General features: G+C 45.5%; 4 protein-coding genes. 3 read left to right on the top strand and 1 reads right to left on the bottom strand.

Annotated elements, in window-relative coordinates; all coding sequences use genetic code 11:
- Positions 1-253 precede the first annotated feature (253 nt).
- The 3 genes from yccS to L3V27_RS02630 all read left to right on the top strand — a co-directional run bounded on the left by yccS (position 254) and on the right by L3V27_RS02630 (position 3,205).
- Complete coding sequence (yccS, locus tag L3V27_RS02640) at positions 254-2,407, top strand: YccS family putative transporter (RefSeq protein WP_005396670.1); 2,154 nt, start codon at positions 254-256, stop codon at positions 2,405-2,407.
- Between the two features lie 184 nt (positions 2,408-2,591).
- A complete protein-coding gene (locus L3V27_RS02635) occupies positions 2,592-2,822 on the top strand; it encodes a hypothetical protein (RefSeq protein WP_046875991.1) in 231 nt (76 codons plus the stop codon).
- An 80-nt stretch (positions 2,823-2,902) separates the two neighbouring features.
- Positions 2,903-3,205 (top strand): hypothetical protein, encoded by a 303-nt coding sequence (locus L3V27_RS02630; RefSeq protein ID WP_237310947.1) that lies wholly within the window; start codon positions 2,903-2,905, stop codon positions 3,203-3,205.
- A 159-nt stretch (positions 3,206-3,364) separates the two neighbouring features.
- Here the strand turns inward: L3V27_RS02630 and L3V27_RS02625 are convergent, their stop codons facing one another.
- Positions 3,365-18,736 carry a retention module-containing protein gene (locus tag L3V27_RS02625; RefSeq protein WP_237310945.1) on the bottom strand — a complete coding sequence of 5,124 codons (15,372 nt, stop codon included), beginning with the start codon at positions 18,734-18,736 and terminating at the stop codon, positions 3,365-3,367.
- Positions 18,737-19,134 lie beyond the last annotated feature (398 nt).

Below are 19,134 nucleotides of genomic sequence, written 5' to 3'. Positions count from 1 at the left end.
GAGCACCTAAGTAAGCATCTTCTTTTATTCTTTAATAAAATTCACATTACTGTCGATTTAGTAACCTAAAGCTCATTCTATTTGAAGCTGACTTTACAATTATAGACACATTGCGTGGCTGCTTTAGTATAAGTCAATGACATCCCTGTTGATTTTATCAGCAACAACGAATTTTTCTTAAAGTAAATCATAAACGCGCTATAGTGGGTTTGGTAGTATTCCCCCGTTCTTCATCGGAAACATAAGGCGCATTGTGCAAGCAACTTCTAAATTTCGGCTCTACTGGGCAAACAAGACCATAAATTACAGCGTTCTTATCCTAATCACCTTACTGGGTGTGGTTATCCCGACTTGGTACTTCGAGCAAAACACGCTGATCACGCCTCTAATATTGGGCGTTATTGCAGCTGCTTTGGCAGAGAGTGATGATAGTTTCACTGGACGCATCAAGGCGCTGATTCTGACCTTTCTCTGTTTTGCGCTCGCCGCTTTCTCAATTGAAATCTTGTTCGACACCCCTTGGGCATTTGCATTAGGGTTATTTATCTCAACCTTTGGTTTTATCATTCTTGGAGCGATAGGTCCTAAATACGCGAGCATTGCTTTTGGCTCTTTGCTGATCGCCATTTACACCATGCTTGGTGCGCATGAAAGTACTAACATTTGGTTTCAGCCACTACTGCTTTTAACTGGTGCTGCTTGGTATTACTTCATGTCGATGATTTGGCAGATATTTTGGCCTCTTCAGCCTGTGCAACAAAGCTTAGCCAATGTGTTCTTCCAAATGGCAAATTATCTCGATGCGAAAGCCAAGCTCTTTCACCCTGTCACCAACCTAACGCCACAGCCACTTCGGATTGAAGCCGCCAAGTGCAACGCAGCGACGGTGATGGCGCTAAACGCTTGCAAAGCCACATTACTAAACCGCTCGAAACGCGGCCACATTGATGGCCCCAGTGACCGATTCTTAAATATCTACTTCATCGCTCAAGACATCCACGAACGAGTCAGCTCTAGCCATTACCGCTATCAAGATTTAGCAACTGAATTTGAACGTTCTGATGTGCTGTTTCGTTTTAAATATCTTTTGGAATCTCAAGCCCAAGCGTGTCGTGATATTGCATTAGCGATTCAGCTAGGGAATGAATACTCACATACCGATCAGTCCATCTTGGCCTTAGCTGAAGTGCAAAATTCACTTGCTTACTTAGAAGAACAAAAGCAAGGACACTGGAAACGTCTGCTAATGCAGTTAACATATTTATTCAATAACTTAGCGACGGTAGAAAAGCAACTGAATAACATTAACAACCCAGATGTTGAGGGCCTAGAGGAAGATACGCTCGCCGATACTAACCCGCACACATTAAAAGCCATGTGGCAGCGTATATCCGCGAATTTACACAAAGATTCGATGCTGTTTCGACACGCATTGCGTATGTCGATTGCCTTGACGATTGGTTATGGAATCATTCAAGTATTCAACATCGACCGAGGTTACTGGATACTCTTAACCACTCTCTTCGTGTGTCAGCCAAACTACAGTGCAACGCGTCAAAAGCTGACAGCGCGAGTCATAGGCACATTAGCCGGCTTGTTAATTGGCGTACCATTACTGACTTTCTTTCCTTCTCAAGAAAGCCAGTTAGTATTCATCGTTATTTCTGGCGTGATGTTTTTCGCCTTTCGGATGAACAATTACGGATACGCAACCGGATTTATAACGCTACTGGTCCTCTTCTTATTCAACCAGTTAGGTGAAGGTTACGCGGTTGTGCTTCCTCGACTAGCTGATACCCTCATCGGGTGTGTGCTTGCTGTAGGAGCCGTACTGGTTATTTTGCCAGATTGGCAATCGAGAAGGCTGCACAAAGTCATGTCGGATGCGATAGATGCTAACAAACAGTATCTCGATCAGATCATTGGTCAGTATCGAATTGGTAAAAAGGACAACTTGAGCTATCGCATTGCTCGTCGTCAGGCCCATAACAGTGATGCCTCACTTTCTTCTGCTATCAGTACAATGCTTGCGGAACCTGGTAAATATCGTGCTGCCGTTGATGAGAGCTTCCGCTTCTTAACGTTAAATCACGCAATGCTGAACTATATTTCTGCTCTTGGCGCGCACCGAACTCGCATTGAAGATGAGTCTATTCATAAGCTCGTTTTAGATGCACACCGCTGTATTCATCAGCATTTAGACGTCCTCCATAAACAGCTTCACCAGCATTGCGAAGAGTGCGATTTATCTAATATTGACGACGCGGGACTTGAGCAACGCTTGAATGAGTGGCGAGATGAAGATGATAGTTCCGCTCGCATGGTATTGCAGCAACTTCACCTTATCTATCGCATGCTCCCAGAGCTACATTCACTCGCCAGTAAGTTTGCAGTGAGGGTTAACTAGTAACACACGCATATAAATGGGAAGCGGATTGTCGCTTCCTTTTTTCTTTCTACTTTTCTATCTACCCCAAAGTGGGTAATTATGTACCTTCATAGGAAAAATCTGACGTATCACTTAACACACCTTGACAATATTCGGACAAAAAGCAATCGATCAAATTCTAATCTATCTAGGTTGAATAAATATGTTGTATCCAAAGGACGAAGAACTTCGGGAAATGAAGGATAAACCGAATTACAACGAGGGTATTGAGATGAACGCACAACAATTTAATGAACTTAAACAAAAGCTCAGCGATTTAACGGCGAGTCAGTTGAAATCATTACAGGGTGAGATAAGCGTAAAGTTAAACAAAACGCAAAACCCAGTACTTTCAGTTGAAGAGCGAGAAATGCTTTCTAAACTGTTTGCTTAATCAAATCATTGATATAAAACACTTGAACGTTTTATAATCTCCACCTATGCTCTCATTAGCATAGTATTGGGAGTGGTGATATGCCTGTATCAGGAATTCAATCTGGGCAACAAATTGTTCAGATGTCACAGCAGATGGCTGAAAAAGCCGCGCATGGCATTAATAATAATTTAGGTAAAGTGAAAGAAGAGATCGCTTCTCACAACATCGATTTGGCTAAAGTGGCAGATGTCGCAATAACCGCTTCAACTCCTAGCCTCCCCTCTCAAAAAGTTGAATCACTCATCAACCTGACGCAAGCTGCAGGTTACAACCGAGTGGGTGCATCCGTCATTGAGAAAAACAATGAAGTCATTGGCAGCTTACTCGATATTCACGTCTAAAACTTCTTAGTTCCGACCTGTCACTACAAATCCGTAACAAGCCCTCTTTTGCTATCTAATGTTGTGCTATTTCGATTCAATAAGTCTCGATAAAAATCAATAACTCCCAATAAAAACGGACGCCTTGTTAAAGCCGCCCGTTTTATGTTGAATCCAGATTTATCCGTTATCAATAACACCGTGATTCAGCAATGACTCTACAATCTCATTGGAGCTAAGACCGTTGAAGTCTATCGATGTACCTAAGTTTTCCACAACAATGGTTTGCTGGACATTTGCATCCGTCGTAATGTTCAGAGAAACATTTTCTGTTGATGCGTCGTAATCGGCTTGAATGTGCGCAAGTAAATCATCAATACCTGCCGTTGGATCATTCAAATCAGCGATCACGTCTTTGAGGTCAATGGTGTCCTCATTAACGCTAAAGTCAGTGATGGTGTCAATCGCACCATTATCCACCGTGTCTTCTGTCCATTTAAAGATATCGCTACCCGCACCACCAGTCAGAATATCAGAGCCTAGTCCACCGATAAGCACGTCGTCTCCATCTCCTCCTAGGATATAATCATCTCCCGTACCTGCTGCTAAAGTAATGCCTGCATCACTACCAATAAGATAGCTGTCTTCACTTTCAGCGGACTGATCAATATCTTGATTATTTAGCGTAACGTTTAGATTAATATCTAATGGCGTTGAATACGCTTGATCACCATTTGATGCAGTAGAAACCGCAGTCAATGTAATATCGTAATCTCCCGGGATCGCATTATTGATGTGTAGCGTATCAATTTCATCTTCTGGAACAGTCCATGTTGTACCATCAAAGCTGATATTCGATGTTGTGGCCTCACTCGTGATCGTGGCTCCTCTTGGTACGCCTGTGAGCTCTAAGGCCAGTACTTCATCGACATCTGTCAACGCAGCCATAATACCCACCAGCGCGATGCCTTGACGGCTTGCACTTTGACTCGCACTAATTCTTTGAATGTAACTAAAGTTCTGATCAATGGCCAGGTTTGGTACGTCAGCGACCGGCGTTACGTTAATATCAAACGTTTCTGATGTTTGTAATGAGGAACCCGTTAAGTTGTCATAGAAGATACCGTTGTCATCAGCGGTAACGGTAAGCGCAATAGAGTTGCTGTTCACGTCACTGGCATCAATAAATACACCGACATCCGGATCCGTCGAAGCGAAAAGACTATTAAGCTGAGACAAAGTCCCCATCAGTACAGTTTCACCTGCTAAACCAACGCCTTGAGTAATGCCACTCCCCGCTGGGACAACGACACTTATATCACCCTCATCGATGCTGAGTGACACCGTCATGATTTCATTCTCATGAACACCTGCAAAATCAACATCGGTAATTTCGATACCTGAGACTTTTTGATCCGATGACTCCACAATCGTATTTGTGACCATTGAGCCATCAATCTCCGGAGCATCGTTAATCGCCTGCACTGTCATCACGGCTGAGCCACTGACGGTCTTCGGATCCGAGACGCCATTGGTCATGCCATCATCCGTAATATCGTAATTAAAGCTTACATCCCCGTAAAAATCAGGAGCAGGTTCAAAGCTCCACTCCGTTGAGCTCAGTTGAGTAAGTGTCCCTGCTGCAGGATCGACAAGCGTAACATTGCTAACGGTTAAATTGTCCGACTCAATATCAACCGCATTAACCAGCAAGTCTGCTGCGGTAACAATAACAGCGCCACTGTCTTCATCAATACTTGTTAACGTCACTTCAGATGTTGTTGGTGCATCGTTCACCTCTGTGACTTCAATTACAAATTGGCTGCTATTTGAATTGAGTGTTTCATCGACACCGCTAATCACAATCCCTTCGTTGCCTTGGTCATCGACAGTGATATCGACATTGACGTTACCAAAGAAGTTAAGCGCTGGGTTAAACTCCACTAAACCATCAGCGATAGCGGCGTTAAGGTCAGATACGGTTCCTTTCAGTTCAATTGAACCCGTGCCGTCTCCAGAAATCGTCAATCCGTAATTGGCAATAATCGATGGTTCGAGCGCCAAGTAACCGCTATCGACAGCAATATTCAAGACATACTCTGCGGTAGGATCATCAAGTACCGCATCCACATCCGAAATACCAAATGTATCCAGCAGGATAGCGTTGTCTTCTGGTGTTTCAACGTCAATGACATTCACGAACTCCGGTCGATCATTCACCGCCTCAACATCAACAGCTACGTCAAACTCCTCGGCTGAACCTAAACTTTGGCGACCATCGAGCCCGGTATCAACCGCTTGCACTTTGAAATGCAGTGACCCACCCCATGAGTTATCGTTGCGATCACCAGAATTAAAGACCACTTGATCCAAATCTTGAGCATCGATTTCTAATACGAAGACGCCATTTCCTTGGTCAGTAAACACCGTTCCATCAGGTAATGAAACACTCGCCCCATCAGGGACATTTGAAACCTCAACTCTCAGCGTCTCTGGATCATTTTCCTGGTAGGTTGCGCCATCTCCGATGGACTCTTTGTTATCAACCACCAGCGCATTGACGTTGATAACAATATCTTCTCCCTCATTCCCCGCAGCTGAAGTATCAGGATTCACATCAACATCATCGCCAATAGGATTCACAACCAGCGTAAAGTTATTAGTTCGCTCAGTTGGTACTTGTAACAATTCTTCTTGGATGAACACGGTAATGCCAATCTCTGCCTCACCACTGAAGTTTTTCGGCGGTTTGATTTGGATGTCACTCAAATCAACGGATGTCTGAGTAAGGTCTTTTAGCTGAATACTCCATTCTCCTCCGCCGTTGTTCTTAACAACATAATCAGAGGAATTGGATTGCACGACAAAATCATCAGGGATCCCTGTTAACTTGAGTGAAACGAAACTTTCAGAGCCATCATTATCGTTTAAGCTGATCGAAACCCCAGAGCCTGATTGATTCAACGAAATTAAAGTATCTTCGTCACCAACCACGGTAATTGGCTTCGTAGGATCGGCACCTGTAATCGTAATATCGTCCACCACTGGCGTAACTTCGAATGTCACGTCATCAGTAAAAGTTCTTATATCGATATTATCGCCAGGGTTATTTAGGATAGACTGATCAAATACAGCCTCGTCCGTGATCTCTCCTTCGATATTAATCTTGACGGTGTTTTGTCCCCCACCTACGGGATAATTTTCTTTCGGCTTAAACAGAACATTATCAAGCGCACCCGCTAAAATCTCAGCTTCATTAAACTCAATACTTGTCCCTAAGCTATTGCCATTTGCGTCAACAAACTCCCCCAGTGTTGCGTCATCGAGTGCTAACTTGATGTTCGTTAGCGTTTCCTGACCACCTTGGATATTGTTATAACGGTCAGCAAAATCGACATTTAGATTAAGTTGGATTAAACCATCTTCATAACCCACACCATCCGCCGTTGGTACATCGTTATTGAGGTCATTAACTGGTTGTTTGTTAGCGTCTAAACCGAGAGTACCTGTGATATCCACTGTCACATTTGGTGTAACATCACCATCTAGTGGCTGATCACCCGCCGAACTCGGAACATCTGCAATCGGTAAAACCTGGACTGGAATTCGCACGTTGTTTTCTTTTTCGTCGCCAGACTCTGTGTCTTTAGTGACAAACCTCACAGGCAATTCGAAATCACCAGCGTAATCTTCAGCCAAGTGCATCGTTAAACCGTCCAAACCTGTGATATTGCCACTAGCATCAATATCTGCTTGGAAAACGTATTTACCATTGACAAAATCGATATCAGTGCCTGTTATCACCAAGCCTGGAGGAATACCGGGTGCAGATGGATCAATAACAACAGTCAAAACATCTTCCACACCATCCGCATTAATCGCATCGACTTTCGACGTCAATTGAGTGCCAAGGTCGATCGCATTATCTTCCGATGCTTCAATTTGGACGTCATCAGCCACCTGAATTTCAGCTGCAACACTTGTTTGCGGCGTGAGAACCGTCGGAAACTCAAGTGTCACGTCAGTCTCTCTTACTACTGTTGCGTCTTTTTCAACGGCATCTTCACCTAAATCGTTGACCTCGGCATAGATGGTTAACCCAATTTGAGATAGACCGCCGTTGTCACCATCATCGCTGTCGTCGTTTGGCGTTAAATCAAGACCCGAAGGCGCTTTAATCGAGAAGTTTTCTTCGTCAATGACTGTCCATCGACCGCCGCCTTCGTTCAATGCACCAACAATGACCAATTGATTGAGAATCTCAGGGTCGACATTGTGGAACTGAACAACAAGCTGAGTCACCACTTCATCTGAAGAGGCGTCAAACTCTTGGTATTTGATGATATTCGCACCAGACTCCCCACCCGTTGAAGTATTGATCGTAAAATCAATGTTCCCTTGACCGTCTGACTTCACGATGTCAGTGACAACGCCAGTGCTTTCAGTAACAAGCAAACGTGTCTGGGCGTCTAGCGATCCTGTTGTATTTTCTGGCTCAACGATTGGATTGACTTGGACATGCACCATGCCATTGATGGTTTTTTCTGCAATTCCCTGCCCTGGATTAGAAGCATCGACATATTCGTGGTCAATCTCTTTCACCGTCACCGTAGTATTCAAATCAAAGTCAGTACTAGAGTCTTGCTCTAATTGCACCTGGACATACCCGCTTTGAGAGATTCGAGCAGAAAAGTCTTGCTCCGACTCGTTCGCTAGTGGCGAAAGTATTAATGTTCCAGAAACCAATGTTTGTGCTACACCATCGACATAAACCGTGCTGCCTGGAGGAAATCCAGAAATCGTCACATCACTAAAGAACTCGTCTGTATCAGGGCTTTGAGCCAACGTTGGCTTCCAATCAATATTAAAGCGTGTATCTTCATCACCTTCTGATTGAACCGTGTAGTTATCTTGCGCATCAATGACAGGAGCGACAATAATTCGGATCTCACCCGATGAGGTTCGACTGTGACCATCATTCTCTGTGACGATCGTCGTCGCTGTAATATGAATGTTCTCCGTCGATGACGCTTCCGGTTTAATAACAATTCCAGAATTAATATTCGCCGTGGTGATATTGGCTTCATAGATTGGCTGATTTTGCGCGTCATAGCCTACAAAGGTCAGATCGACGGATGCACCATCGCTATCAAATACCTCGACACCTTCCGGAATATTGGACAGCAGAACCGTAACCGACTCTGAGTGATCATTCGGGTTATCTGGTAACTCGCCAGAGATGACACTAAAGCCCAACTCTACTTGACCATTCTCATCGATATTAGTCTCAATACCTCTTACATTGCCGTCATTAAACTCATGCCAGATCCCTGATTTATCATTAAGCTCAATAAATGGTATGTCAGCTACGCCTTTCACACCGACGATCACTGTTTTGCTGCCTAGTGACAACATATCTTCGGCAACCCCACTAGATAACGATGCCGTATCTTTTACGATACCTTCAACGTTGAAAGTAAAGTCATCATTGCTGTGCAACGGAGGAAGCACTTCGACGTTGGCTAACTCAGATTCTGGCACTTCGTAATAGAGTACATTGCCGCTTGAATCGGTCACTTCCACTATTTGGCTTGGGTTTGCTGAATCAAGCCACACTAACGTAACGCCATCAATTGAGAAGTCAGAAATACGCACAAACAGTGCTTCAGAACCATCTAAATCCGCAGACGGCTTCATGGTAATCACTTCACTTAACTGAAGTGGATCATGATCCGTGACAGGATTGACGGTGTCTTGAGTTCGAGCGTTATCCTCAAAGACATTGATTCGGTTGACTGTAAAACTACCTGGGTCCGCGATTGGGTTAACATCAATGATGATAGTTTCTGTCTCTGAACGTGCCGTTTCCTTCCCTGATAACGGATTATTGTTTTCTGTTGTAATCGCGGTTACATCAATCTTGATTTCGCCCGAGAAATTATCGATTGGGTCAATTTGAACGTCACCAATTCGGCTGGCATCTACGAGATAAACACCACCAGTTTGTGGAATCGCACTACCATCCGAATATACTAACTCTGCGTTACCTTCCCCTTGTGTAAAGACGAGCTCGTACACTATATCTTCAGGATTACTAGTATCCTGAGTTTCCGCCGTGATATTAAGTGCGACGTTGTTTCCGTCTTCATCGACAGAATAGTTAAACTCGCTGCTCGTCGTCCAAGTCGCAATATCTGCAACGGCAGCAACTTCAATGTCTAAACGACTATTAATCGTATGATCTGACGTACCATTGTTAAGAATTTCCACACGGATACGAGGATCGATACCAGAAGCATCGGTTGATGTATGACGATCTGGTACGAAGTACAAGTTATCTAACGAGACAAACTCACCATTGAATGACTGCTCGACATTTGATGCGTCGAGAACAACCGTATTGCCCACAGATGTTAATTCAATGAAGTTACCGCTGCCATCTCGGTAATAGAAAGTACCGTTGTGAGTATCAGCATCTCGAATCGTGATGTCACCTAAGCTTTCGTTACGATCGATATCATGCAAATCGATAACCAAATCGACTTTCGCCGGCGTCACATCCAGCGTCGACAAGTTATCCTGAGTATTTGCAGAGTCAACGCCCACAACGACACCGTCACGCCCTTGGTCCTCGAACGCAGTAACGGTAGACGTGTCAATTTGCGCATTACGGTCTCTTATCGAGATATCCACATCGGCATCAGCAATGTCGCCATCACCATCGGTTGCAACAACGTTGATGGTGAAATCAATCGAGTCGGTTTCTGTATGGTCAAGATCGTCATTCGGACGGAATGACACACGGCCATCAGTTCGAACAATCAGACGACCGATTTCAGTATCCATTCCGTCAAGAACCTTGTGAACGTACACAACTTGGTCGCTGCCGTTCAAATCGACAGAATCAGAATCAACACCGTTTTGCTTAAAGTAAATGCCTGAATCATCAGCCGAAAATGAAGTCACTTGTGCGCCGTCAGCACCAAGATCGTCATCACCTTCTACAGGGTCTTGGAATAAGTGAACCGTGCGGCTGCCTTGTCCCTCAACACGCGAAATAGATGCATCGTACAAGGTTGGAACATCATCGGTGATCGTCACTGGTAAGTTGATATCAGCCGTATCGCCATCAACATCGGTCGCGAAGACTGGGAGATCAAGTATAAGTGTATCTTCGCCTTGGATTGAGTGGTCTAGCACACCCTCAAGCGTAAACTTGTAAGAGCCGTCAGCGTTCAAAACTAGCGTGAATACTGAGTTACCATCAGGTGTTTGACCTTGATAAGTAAAGTTGTTGTTGCTTACCGCGGTTTGAACTAACGTCACCGCAAGACCACCTGAAGTGACTCCTGGGATCGGGTTAGAAGTAAGATCCAACTGGTAAGAGACAACGGTATCTGCCCCTTCCACCGTATCGAAATTGCCCGTTGCTTCTAGGCTGTCTTTGTTGGTTGCCTGAGAGCCATTGGCAAGGTCATCCTCATCAACAGCCAAAGCATCTGCTGATTTAATTTCGGGAGTGTCATCAACCACGGTAATTGGAAGATTCAGTGATGATGACGTGTCACCATCAAAATCTGTGACTGTAATTGGGATATCAATGACAAGGTTGTTTTCACCTTGAACAGCGTCATGGTCGATTGGTCCCAACAGTTCAAATTGGTAACTGTCATTATTCGCATCAAGAGACAGCGTGAAGATCTTAGTTGATGTGCCAGTAATCACCGCTTCGTAACTGGTTACACCACCAACCGAGCTCACCACATTCAACTCGATACTGCTGCCGTTCGAAGTTAAGCCAGACACAACTGCATTGAGATCAGAAATTTGGTAGCTGACAATCTCATCTGCGCCATCAACGACTTCAAATCCGCCAGTCAGTACCGTCGAATCGCCACTTGTCGTGTCAGAGCCACCAGCAATATCATCTTCATCTACCGTTTGCTGACTAGAGTCTGTCAATTTCACAATCGCTGGAACATCGTCCACAACTGTGATTGGCAAAGTGATGTTGTTTGATACATCACCGTCAAAATCGGTCGCGTTGACTGGGAAGTTGATGACTAACGAGTTTTCATCGTTACCTGCAGGATGATCAAGTGCACCCAACAGTTCAAATTCATAGCTGTCTGCTGAACCATTTAGCGTCAGTTTAAAGACGGTATCCGTCGTACCTTGTACATAAGCTCGGTACTCAATCACACCGTTTGAATTTGAAAACTCAACCAATTCAAGCGGCTGACCACCTGAGGTAAGTCCAGAAACAGGCGACGTCAAGCTATCCAACTGGAAGCTAACGATAGAATCAGCACCATCCGTAACGTCAAAGTTGCCGCCAATGATATTGGATTCTGGCGTGTCGTCCGAACCTTGGCTTGGAATATCATCCTCATCCACAGACAAGGTACTACCAGAGCTAATAGCATCAATGGTTGGCTTGTCATCTACGATGGTCACTGGCAAGGTCGCAGTGATGGTATCGTTGTCGCCATCTGTAATCTTCACAGGTAGATTCAACAAAATCTCATCAGAGTTAACCGCGTGATCTAACTGACCAGATAACTCAAAGTCGTATTTACCATCTTGATGAAGTGTCAGCGTAAAAACAGTCACTCCGCTCGGAGTTTGTCCCACGTAAACAAGCGCGTCAGCAGTTGAAGCACTAACGTCTTGAGAAAGCGTGACGTCTTCCCCACCCGATTTCAGATTCGGGATAGGATTTGAGCTCAGATCCAATTCGAAAGCATCAATACCATCTGCGCTAGTGACTTCAAATTCACCTGATACCGTTAATGGCTCTTTAGTGCCATCAGAACCGAGAGGTAAGTCATCTTCGTCTACACGTAGACTTTCAATATTGGTAACAACTGGAACATCGTCCACAACGGTAATTGGCAATGTGAAGGCTGGTGAAGTATCACCATCATTATCTGTCGCCGTCACAGGGAGATTAATAATGATCTCGTTTTGCTGGTTACCATCTGGGTGATCAAGCGGCTTTTGTAAATCGAACTCGTAGGTGTTGTTCGTTGCATCCAACGTCAGTTCGAACACCACTTCAGCAGGATTGCCAGCGAGACCTTGGTATACGTTCACGCCATTTGCGCTAGAAGACAGAACTAAGGTGATAGCGTCACCATCTGAAGTCAGTGACGCAACAGGCGTGGTCAGGTCACTAAGCTGAATAGAAGCAACTTGGTCAGCACCTTCGGTTATATCAAAAGTACCTGAAATAACAGTATCTTCTGCACTTGCAGCATCCGTACCTGCTGGTAGGTTATCTTCATCAACGGTTTGTTCGCTGCCTGCTAGTAAACCATCAATGGTCGGAACATCATCCACAACCGTAATTGGTAAGGTGATGTTGTTCGACACGTCTCCATCAAAGTCAGTCGCGTTTATCGGCAAATTGATGACCAGTTCATTTTGGCCATCAGCATTTGGATGATCGAGAGGAGCGAGCAAATCGAACGTGTAGCTGTCATCAGAGGCATCAAGGGTCACTCGGAATACTGGTGTCGTCGTGCCATCAATACGCGCTTCGTAAACTGAAACGCCACCTGCGTTTGATACTTCAACCATGACCAGTGATTGACCACCAGAGGTCAGGCCTTGTACTGGCGTCGTTAGGTCAGAAACACCGTACTCGACAATGCCATCAGAGCCATCAGTCGCGATGAAGTTACCTGCAATGCTGTTCGACTGCGTACCATCAGATCCGACCGTTGGGATATCGTCCTCATCAACCGTTTGCACACTTATTGCTTCGATGCCACCAAGTGTCGGCTTGTCATCAATGATCTTGACCGAAATTGTCTCAGCAGAGGTATCGCCATCAAAGTCTGTTGCAATGATTGGGAAGTTGAGCGTCAACTCGTCACTATCTACTGCGTGATCGATTGGACCTTCAAGCGTGAAGTTATAGCTACCATCAGTATTCACTGTCAGCGTAAAGACCGCTTCAGTACCCGCTGTCGCCTCGTACGTAAAGCTGCCGTCGCCATTTGCGGTTTCAATCAGCGTGACCGCCACGCCTTGTGATGTAAGACCATCAACTGGTGTTGCAGAAGCGTCGAGCTGATAGCTTACCACTCGGTCAGAGCCTTGCGTTGTGGTGAAGTTGCCATCGATTGATATTGGATCGTTTTGATCCGAGCCAATCGTGGCTAAATCATCTTCATCAACGGTAATCGCATCAACATCAGTAATAGTCGGCTTGTCATCGACGATGGTGACTGGGATCGTTTCTGTGGTGGTATCACCATCAAAATCCGTCGCGATGATTGGGAAGTTGAGCGTCAGCTCATCACTACCTGTTGCATGGTCAATTGGACCTTCAAGCGTGAAGTTATAACTGCCGTCGCTGTTCACCGTCAAGGTAAATACGGCTTCTGATCCTGCGGTAGCGGTATAGGTGAAACTGCCATCCGCATTCGCGCTTTCCGTAATTGTCACCACAACCCCGTGTGAGGTTAAGCCATCAACAGGGTTAGAGGACGCGTCTAACTGATAACGCACAACATGATCAGAGCCCATCGTGACAAAGTGACCATCAATCGACACGGACTCGTTTTGATCAGAGCCAATCGTCGCCAAGTCATCTTCATCCACGCTGATCGCATCGACATTAGTGATGCTTGGCTGATCATCAACAATAGTGACAGGCAGTATTTTAGTTGAAGTGTCGCCATCAAAGTCTGTTGCGATAATCGGGAAATCGATTTGTAGGCTGTCGCTATTCATCGCATGGTCTAATGGACCTTGCAGAGTAAAGGTGTAGCTGCCATCTGGCTTCAGCACTAATTCAAATACGGCATTGCCATCTGCTGTGGCAGTGTAAGTAAAGCTACCATCACCGTTTGCCGTCTCAGCAAGCACGACAGGTTCACCATGAGAGGTCAACCCTGCTACTGGATCTGCTGTTGCATCAAGCTGGTATTTAACAACACTGTCCGAACCTTCAGTTGTGCTGAAAGAACCCGACATAAACGCATCATCGTTTTGGTCTGAGCCAATTGTGGCGAGATCATCTTCGTCTACTGTCAGTGGAACAACGTTGTCGATGCTTGGAACGTCATCAGTAATCGTGACTGGAATGGTCGCCGTCGTCGTATCGCCATCAAAGTCTGTTGCAATGATTGGGAAGTTCAGAACTAATTCATCGCTGTTTAACGCGTGATCGACTGGCCCTTCCAGACGGAAGTTGTATGTGCCATCAGCATTCACATTCATGGTGAAGACCGGGTTACCATCCGCGGTAGCAACGTAAGTAAAGCTGCCATCGGCATTCGCAGTCTCTACCAAGGTAACAGGCTCACCTTGCGAAGTTAACCCCGAAACAGGATCAGCCGTTGAGTCAAGTTGGTAGCTCACCACACGGTCTGACCCTTGAGTGGTCGTGAACGCACCTTCTACATAAACAGCGTCGCTTTGGTCTGAGCCAATACCTGAGAGATCATCTTCATCCACAGCCAGCGGCACGACGTTATCGATAACTGGTGCATCATCCGTGATCGTGACTGGAATAGTTGCCGTAGCCGTATCACCATCAAAATCGGTGGCAATAATTGGGAAATCAATCGTTAGGCTGTCGCTATTTACTGCATGGTCAATCGGGCCTTGCAGCGTAAAGTCGTAAGTACCATCTGTTGCGACGTTTAACGTGAATACTGGATTGCCATCTGCGGTCGCAACATAGGTAAAGCTGCCGTCACCATTAGCCGTTTCGACCAAGGTAATCGCCTCACCTTGAGACGTCAGGCCCGCGACAGGATCAGAGGTTGAATCCAGTTGGTAGCTCACCACTCGGTCAGAGCCTTGTGTGGTGGTAAACGCGCCTTTAACGAACAGATCGCCGCCTGGGTCGGAACCTACAACGTTAAGGTCATCCTCATCAACATTCAGCGCATCAACCGCTGTAATAGTCGGTACATCATCAACAATCGTGACTGGAATGGATTCAGTGACGGTGTCGCCATCAAAGTCGGTGGCTATAACTGGGAAGTTCAGTGTCAACTCATCACTATCAACCGCGTGATCAATTGGACCTTCTAGCGTGAAGTTGTAAGAGCCATCAGTATCTACTGTCAGAGTAAATACTGGGTTGCCACCCGCTGTCGCTTCATAAGTGAAACTGCCGTCAGCGTTTGCGGTTTCTGCCAGTGTGACAGCCACACCTTGCGATGTTAAACCGTCCACTGGTGTTGCTGAAGTATCGAGTTGGTAACTCACCACTCGGTCAGAGCCTTGTGTGGTAGTAAAGTTGCCATCAATAGAAATCGGATTGCTTTGGTCTGAACCGATTGATGCTAGATCATCTTCATCAACCGTAATGGCATCCACGTCAGTACTCACTGGCTTATCGTCCACGATGGTGACAGGGATAGTCGCGTTTGTGGTGTCACCATCAAAGTCTGTTGCGATAATTGGAAAGTTGAGCGTTAACTCATCGCTATCAACAGCATGATCAATTGGCCCTTCAAGCTTGAAGTTATAAGAGCCATCGGTATTCACTGTAAGCGTAAAGACCGCTTCACTACCCGCTGTTGCTTTATAAGTAAAGCTGCCATCACCGTTTGCGGTTTCAGTCAGCGTGACTGCCACGCCTTGCGAAGTAAGGCCGTCAACTGGTGTTGCAGAAGCATCAAGCTGATAGCTCACCACTCGATCAGAGCCTTGTGTGGTAGTGAAGGTGCCATCAATTGAAATCGGGTCAGTCTGGTCTGAGCCAATTGTTGCTAAGTCATCTTCATCAACGGTAATCGCATCGACATCGGTAATGGTTGGCTTATCATCCACGATAGTAACTGGCAACACGATTTGGCTTGTATCACCATCGAAGTCTGTCGCAATAACGCTAAAATCAAGAGTTAAACTGTCGCTATTTGCCGCATGGTCGATTGGACCTTGCAACTCAAAACTGTACGAGCCGTCGGTATTCAAAATTAATGTGAAAACTGCACTGCCATTTGCCGTTGCGCTGTAGGTGTAACTGCCGTCTGCATTTTGCGTTTCGGCAATGGAGACGGTTTGACCTTGAGATTGCAGGCCATTTAAAGGATCAGCGTTTACATCCAACTGATACTGTACGACGCCATCTGAGCCCTGAGTCGTCGTGAACTGACCTTCAACCAGCGTTGGCTGTGATTGGTCAGAGCCTACCGAACTTAAGTCATCTTCATCGACGGTAAGAGCAACAACGTCGTTAATGGTTGGCACATCATCAGCAATGGTCACTGGTAGAACAAGTGAACTGGTGTCACCGTCAAAGTCCGTTGCGACAATATTGAAGTCTAAAGTTAAGCTATCGCTACCCACAGCATGATCGATTGGACCTTCAAGGATAAATGAATAAGAACCGTCAGGGTTCACTTGTAAGGTGAAGATAGCGTCCCCTTCTGCCGTTGCAGAATAGGTAAAGCTGCCATCTGAGTTGGCTGTTTCCGTCAGAGAAATAGATCGACCCTGTGATTCCAACCCATTGAGTGGATCAGTTCCGCTCTCTAATTGATAACTTACAACTCGGTCTGAGCCCTGAGTCGTCGTGAAGCTACCTTGCGCGAGCACAGAGTCGCTTTGATCGGAGCCAATGCTTGATAAATCGTCTTCATCGACGGCTAGCGCATCAACGCCATCAATCGAAGGAACGTCATCTTGAACTTGAATGACAATTTGCGCCGCTTCTGGTGTGTTCGAGCCGTCGGTAATCGAGGAGCGGTCGCCATCCGCATCTACCGCGTAAACTGGCAGTGAGAAAGTGAGCGAGTCATCGTTAGCACCCGTATGGTCGAGTTGTTCATACAAGTTGAATTGGTATTCGCCCAATACAGGGGTATCAATCGCCACATCAAATACTGTGATACGCACGCCATCCAGCTCGATGAAGCCCTCGTAAGTACGCACGCCGTTACTCTCGGACGCTAATTCTAGTTGAACAACCTGCCCTTGAGATTGAAGTCCTCCACCAACATTAAACTCTGTAGGTTCCAACTCATAGTGATCAATGATGTCACTACCGACCGCTGTCGTGATCGACCCAGCGCCACTTGTTACTACCGCGCCTTCCTGTGAACCTTGGTCAACACCCGCTTCGTCTAAAGACAATCCCGTCACGTTTTCAATCACTGGATTATCGCCATCAAGGATGGTCATCGTAAAGGTGTTACTTGCCGTATCTTGGTCAAAGTCGACGATTGTGGTTGGTAAAGAGAGCTCAATCGTATCTTCACCGTTTGTTTGTTCTAACGGCTTAAATTGCTCAAATTGGTAAGTACCATCAGTATTCAGACTGATGGTTAAAACGATTTCATTAGCGCCCGAAATGGACAGGGTGATAGTGCTGCCGTCTTCAGAGAGTACCGCCTCTGTTGCCTGATTATCACTCAATAGGCCATCAAATTGACTAAGTCCTTCTTGATTAAATGTGACCGTTGCCAATTGATCACTACCAATATCAACAAAGGTGCCAGTAATCGGAGTAGAAGAAGATTCAACGTTTTCGAAAGTAACGTTTTGCGGCGCCGGATCATCGCCATCAATAACGGTTGTCGTAAAATCAATAGGGGCTTGAATACTGTTACCACCAATATCTGCGCCTGTAATATCAAAAGCAATATTGATTTGATCACCGACGATAGATACTTGGCCATCAGCGATGGACGCCACATGGTCAATACCCTGGCTAATCGTGGTAACGACCTCTAACTCTAAATCACGGCCTAAAGATGTCGCTTCGATCTCGATACGAAGCACTTCGTTACCACCTTGAGTGCCGATAATGGCATTTTGCGCTTCGTCGTAAACGAACGCCACAGGCTGACCACCAGAGGTAATGTCACTATTTAACTCGGTTAACAAAGACTCTAAAGAAGACGTTTCTGGTACAAATGAAGCGGTATCAAGTGCGAGATCCCCTGCTTCAACCAGCACACTAGACGAAATGGTTTGCGGATAGCTTGATAGAGAAATTGAGCCTTCTGTTACGCTAGATTGCAATGATTGTCCGCCATCGGCAAAGATAGTGACATCCAAATCATCAGCTTCATCGCGTTCTTCTACACCGCTACGAGTCGCTGACGTCTCAAAAAAGGTGGAGGCAAGTACTTCCGGATTATTATATTCAACGGTCACATAGCCAGCATTGGCTGAGCCTTCAGCGCCAGCACCAGCAGCCGTTGCTTCCAAAATAGCAGTCGGGTCAGCACCATCTAAAATGGCCTGTTGGATAGCCGCGACATCATTAGCGTCAAAGTTAGCACCTTCGATAGCTGTTGGATCGAAAGTAACCTGGCCATTAACTGGAGTTTGCAGCAAGGTTTCTGGTTGTTCAAAAGAAGGTTCTGGAAGGCACGCGACACAATTAGCATCAACCAGATACAGCTCATTATGTATCTGTACATCAAGAGAAGCGTTATTTTCAGTAATGATCACTTCGCCAGATATTAACTCATCCCCCGCTTTTATAGACCTGACTTTTCCATCCAGACCTAAAACCAAGACTTCACCTTTGACAGCATTTACAATCGCGTTCTGCGGCACGGTTTGCGTACTCATCTGACCTCCGCTAATGGCCTACGTTTCCCATTAACCTTTTTAGATAGTTTTTAAATGATTTAGTGCGGCATACTGCACACCTTTAGACGATTAGACTAAGTATCAACTCATTAAACAATCGATAAATGGCGCACTAATGAGCAAAGTAAGTAAAACTTACTAGTAGTCACAGAAATGTGACACATGTCCTAACGCCGCAATATCGATTAATTATATGAAATTGATATCTTATTCCGTATAAGTGTAGTCGTTTTAAAAAAGAAGATAGATGAAAACGCTCAGCTAAACGCCAAACTACCGGTTGCAATCAATAATGGAAGAAAAGCAATAAGAATGTTGTATACACCTGAACGTGATGACAACTTAATCAATATTGGTGACGAGAAAAACGTGACGAT

It is taken from the genome of Vibrio sp. J2-3(2022) (genome assembly GCF_021725735.1).
Classification (GTDB): Bacteria; Pseudomonadota; Gammaproteobacteria; order Enterobacterales; family Vibrionaceae; genus Vibrio; species Vibrio diabolicus.
Note: the sequence above shows the minus strand (reverse complement) of the source record. Positions and strands in the feature narration are given on the sequence as shown.

Coding starts and splice junctions, on each gene's coding strand:
- L3V27_RS02635 (WP_046875991.1), top strand. CDS start 2,592: ATGTTGTATCCAAAGGACGAAGAACTTCGGGAAATGAAGGATAAACCG.
- L3V27_RS02630 (WP_237310947.1), top strand. CDS start 2,903: ATGCCTGTATCAGGAATTCAATCTGGGCAACAAATTGTTCAGATGTCA.
- L3V27_RS02625 (WP_237310945.1), bottom strand. CDS start 18,736: ATGAGTACGCAAACCGTGCCGCAGAACGCGATTGTAAATGCTGTCAAA.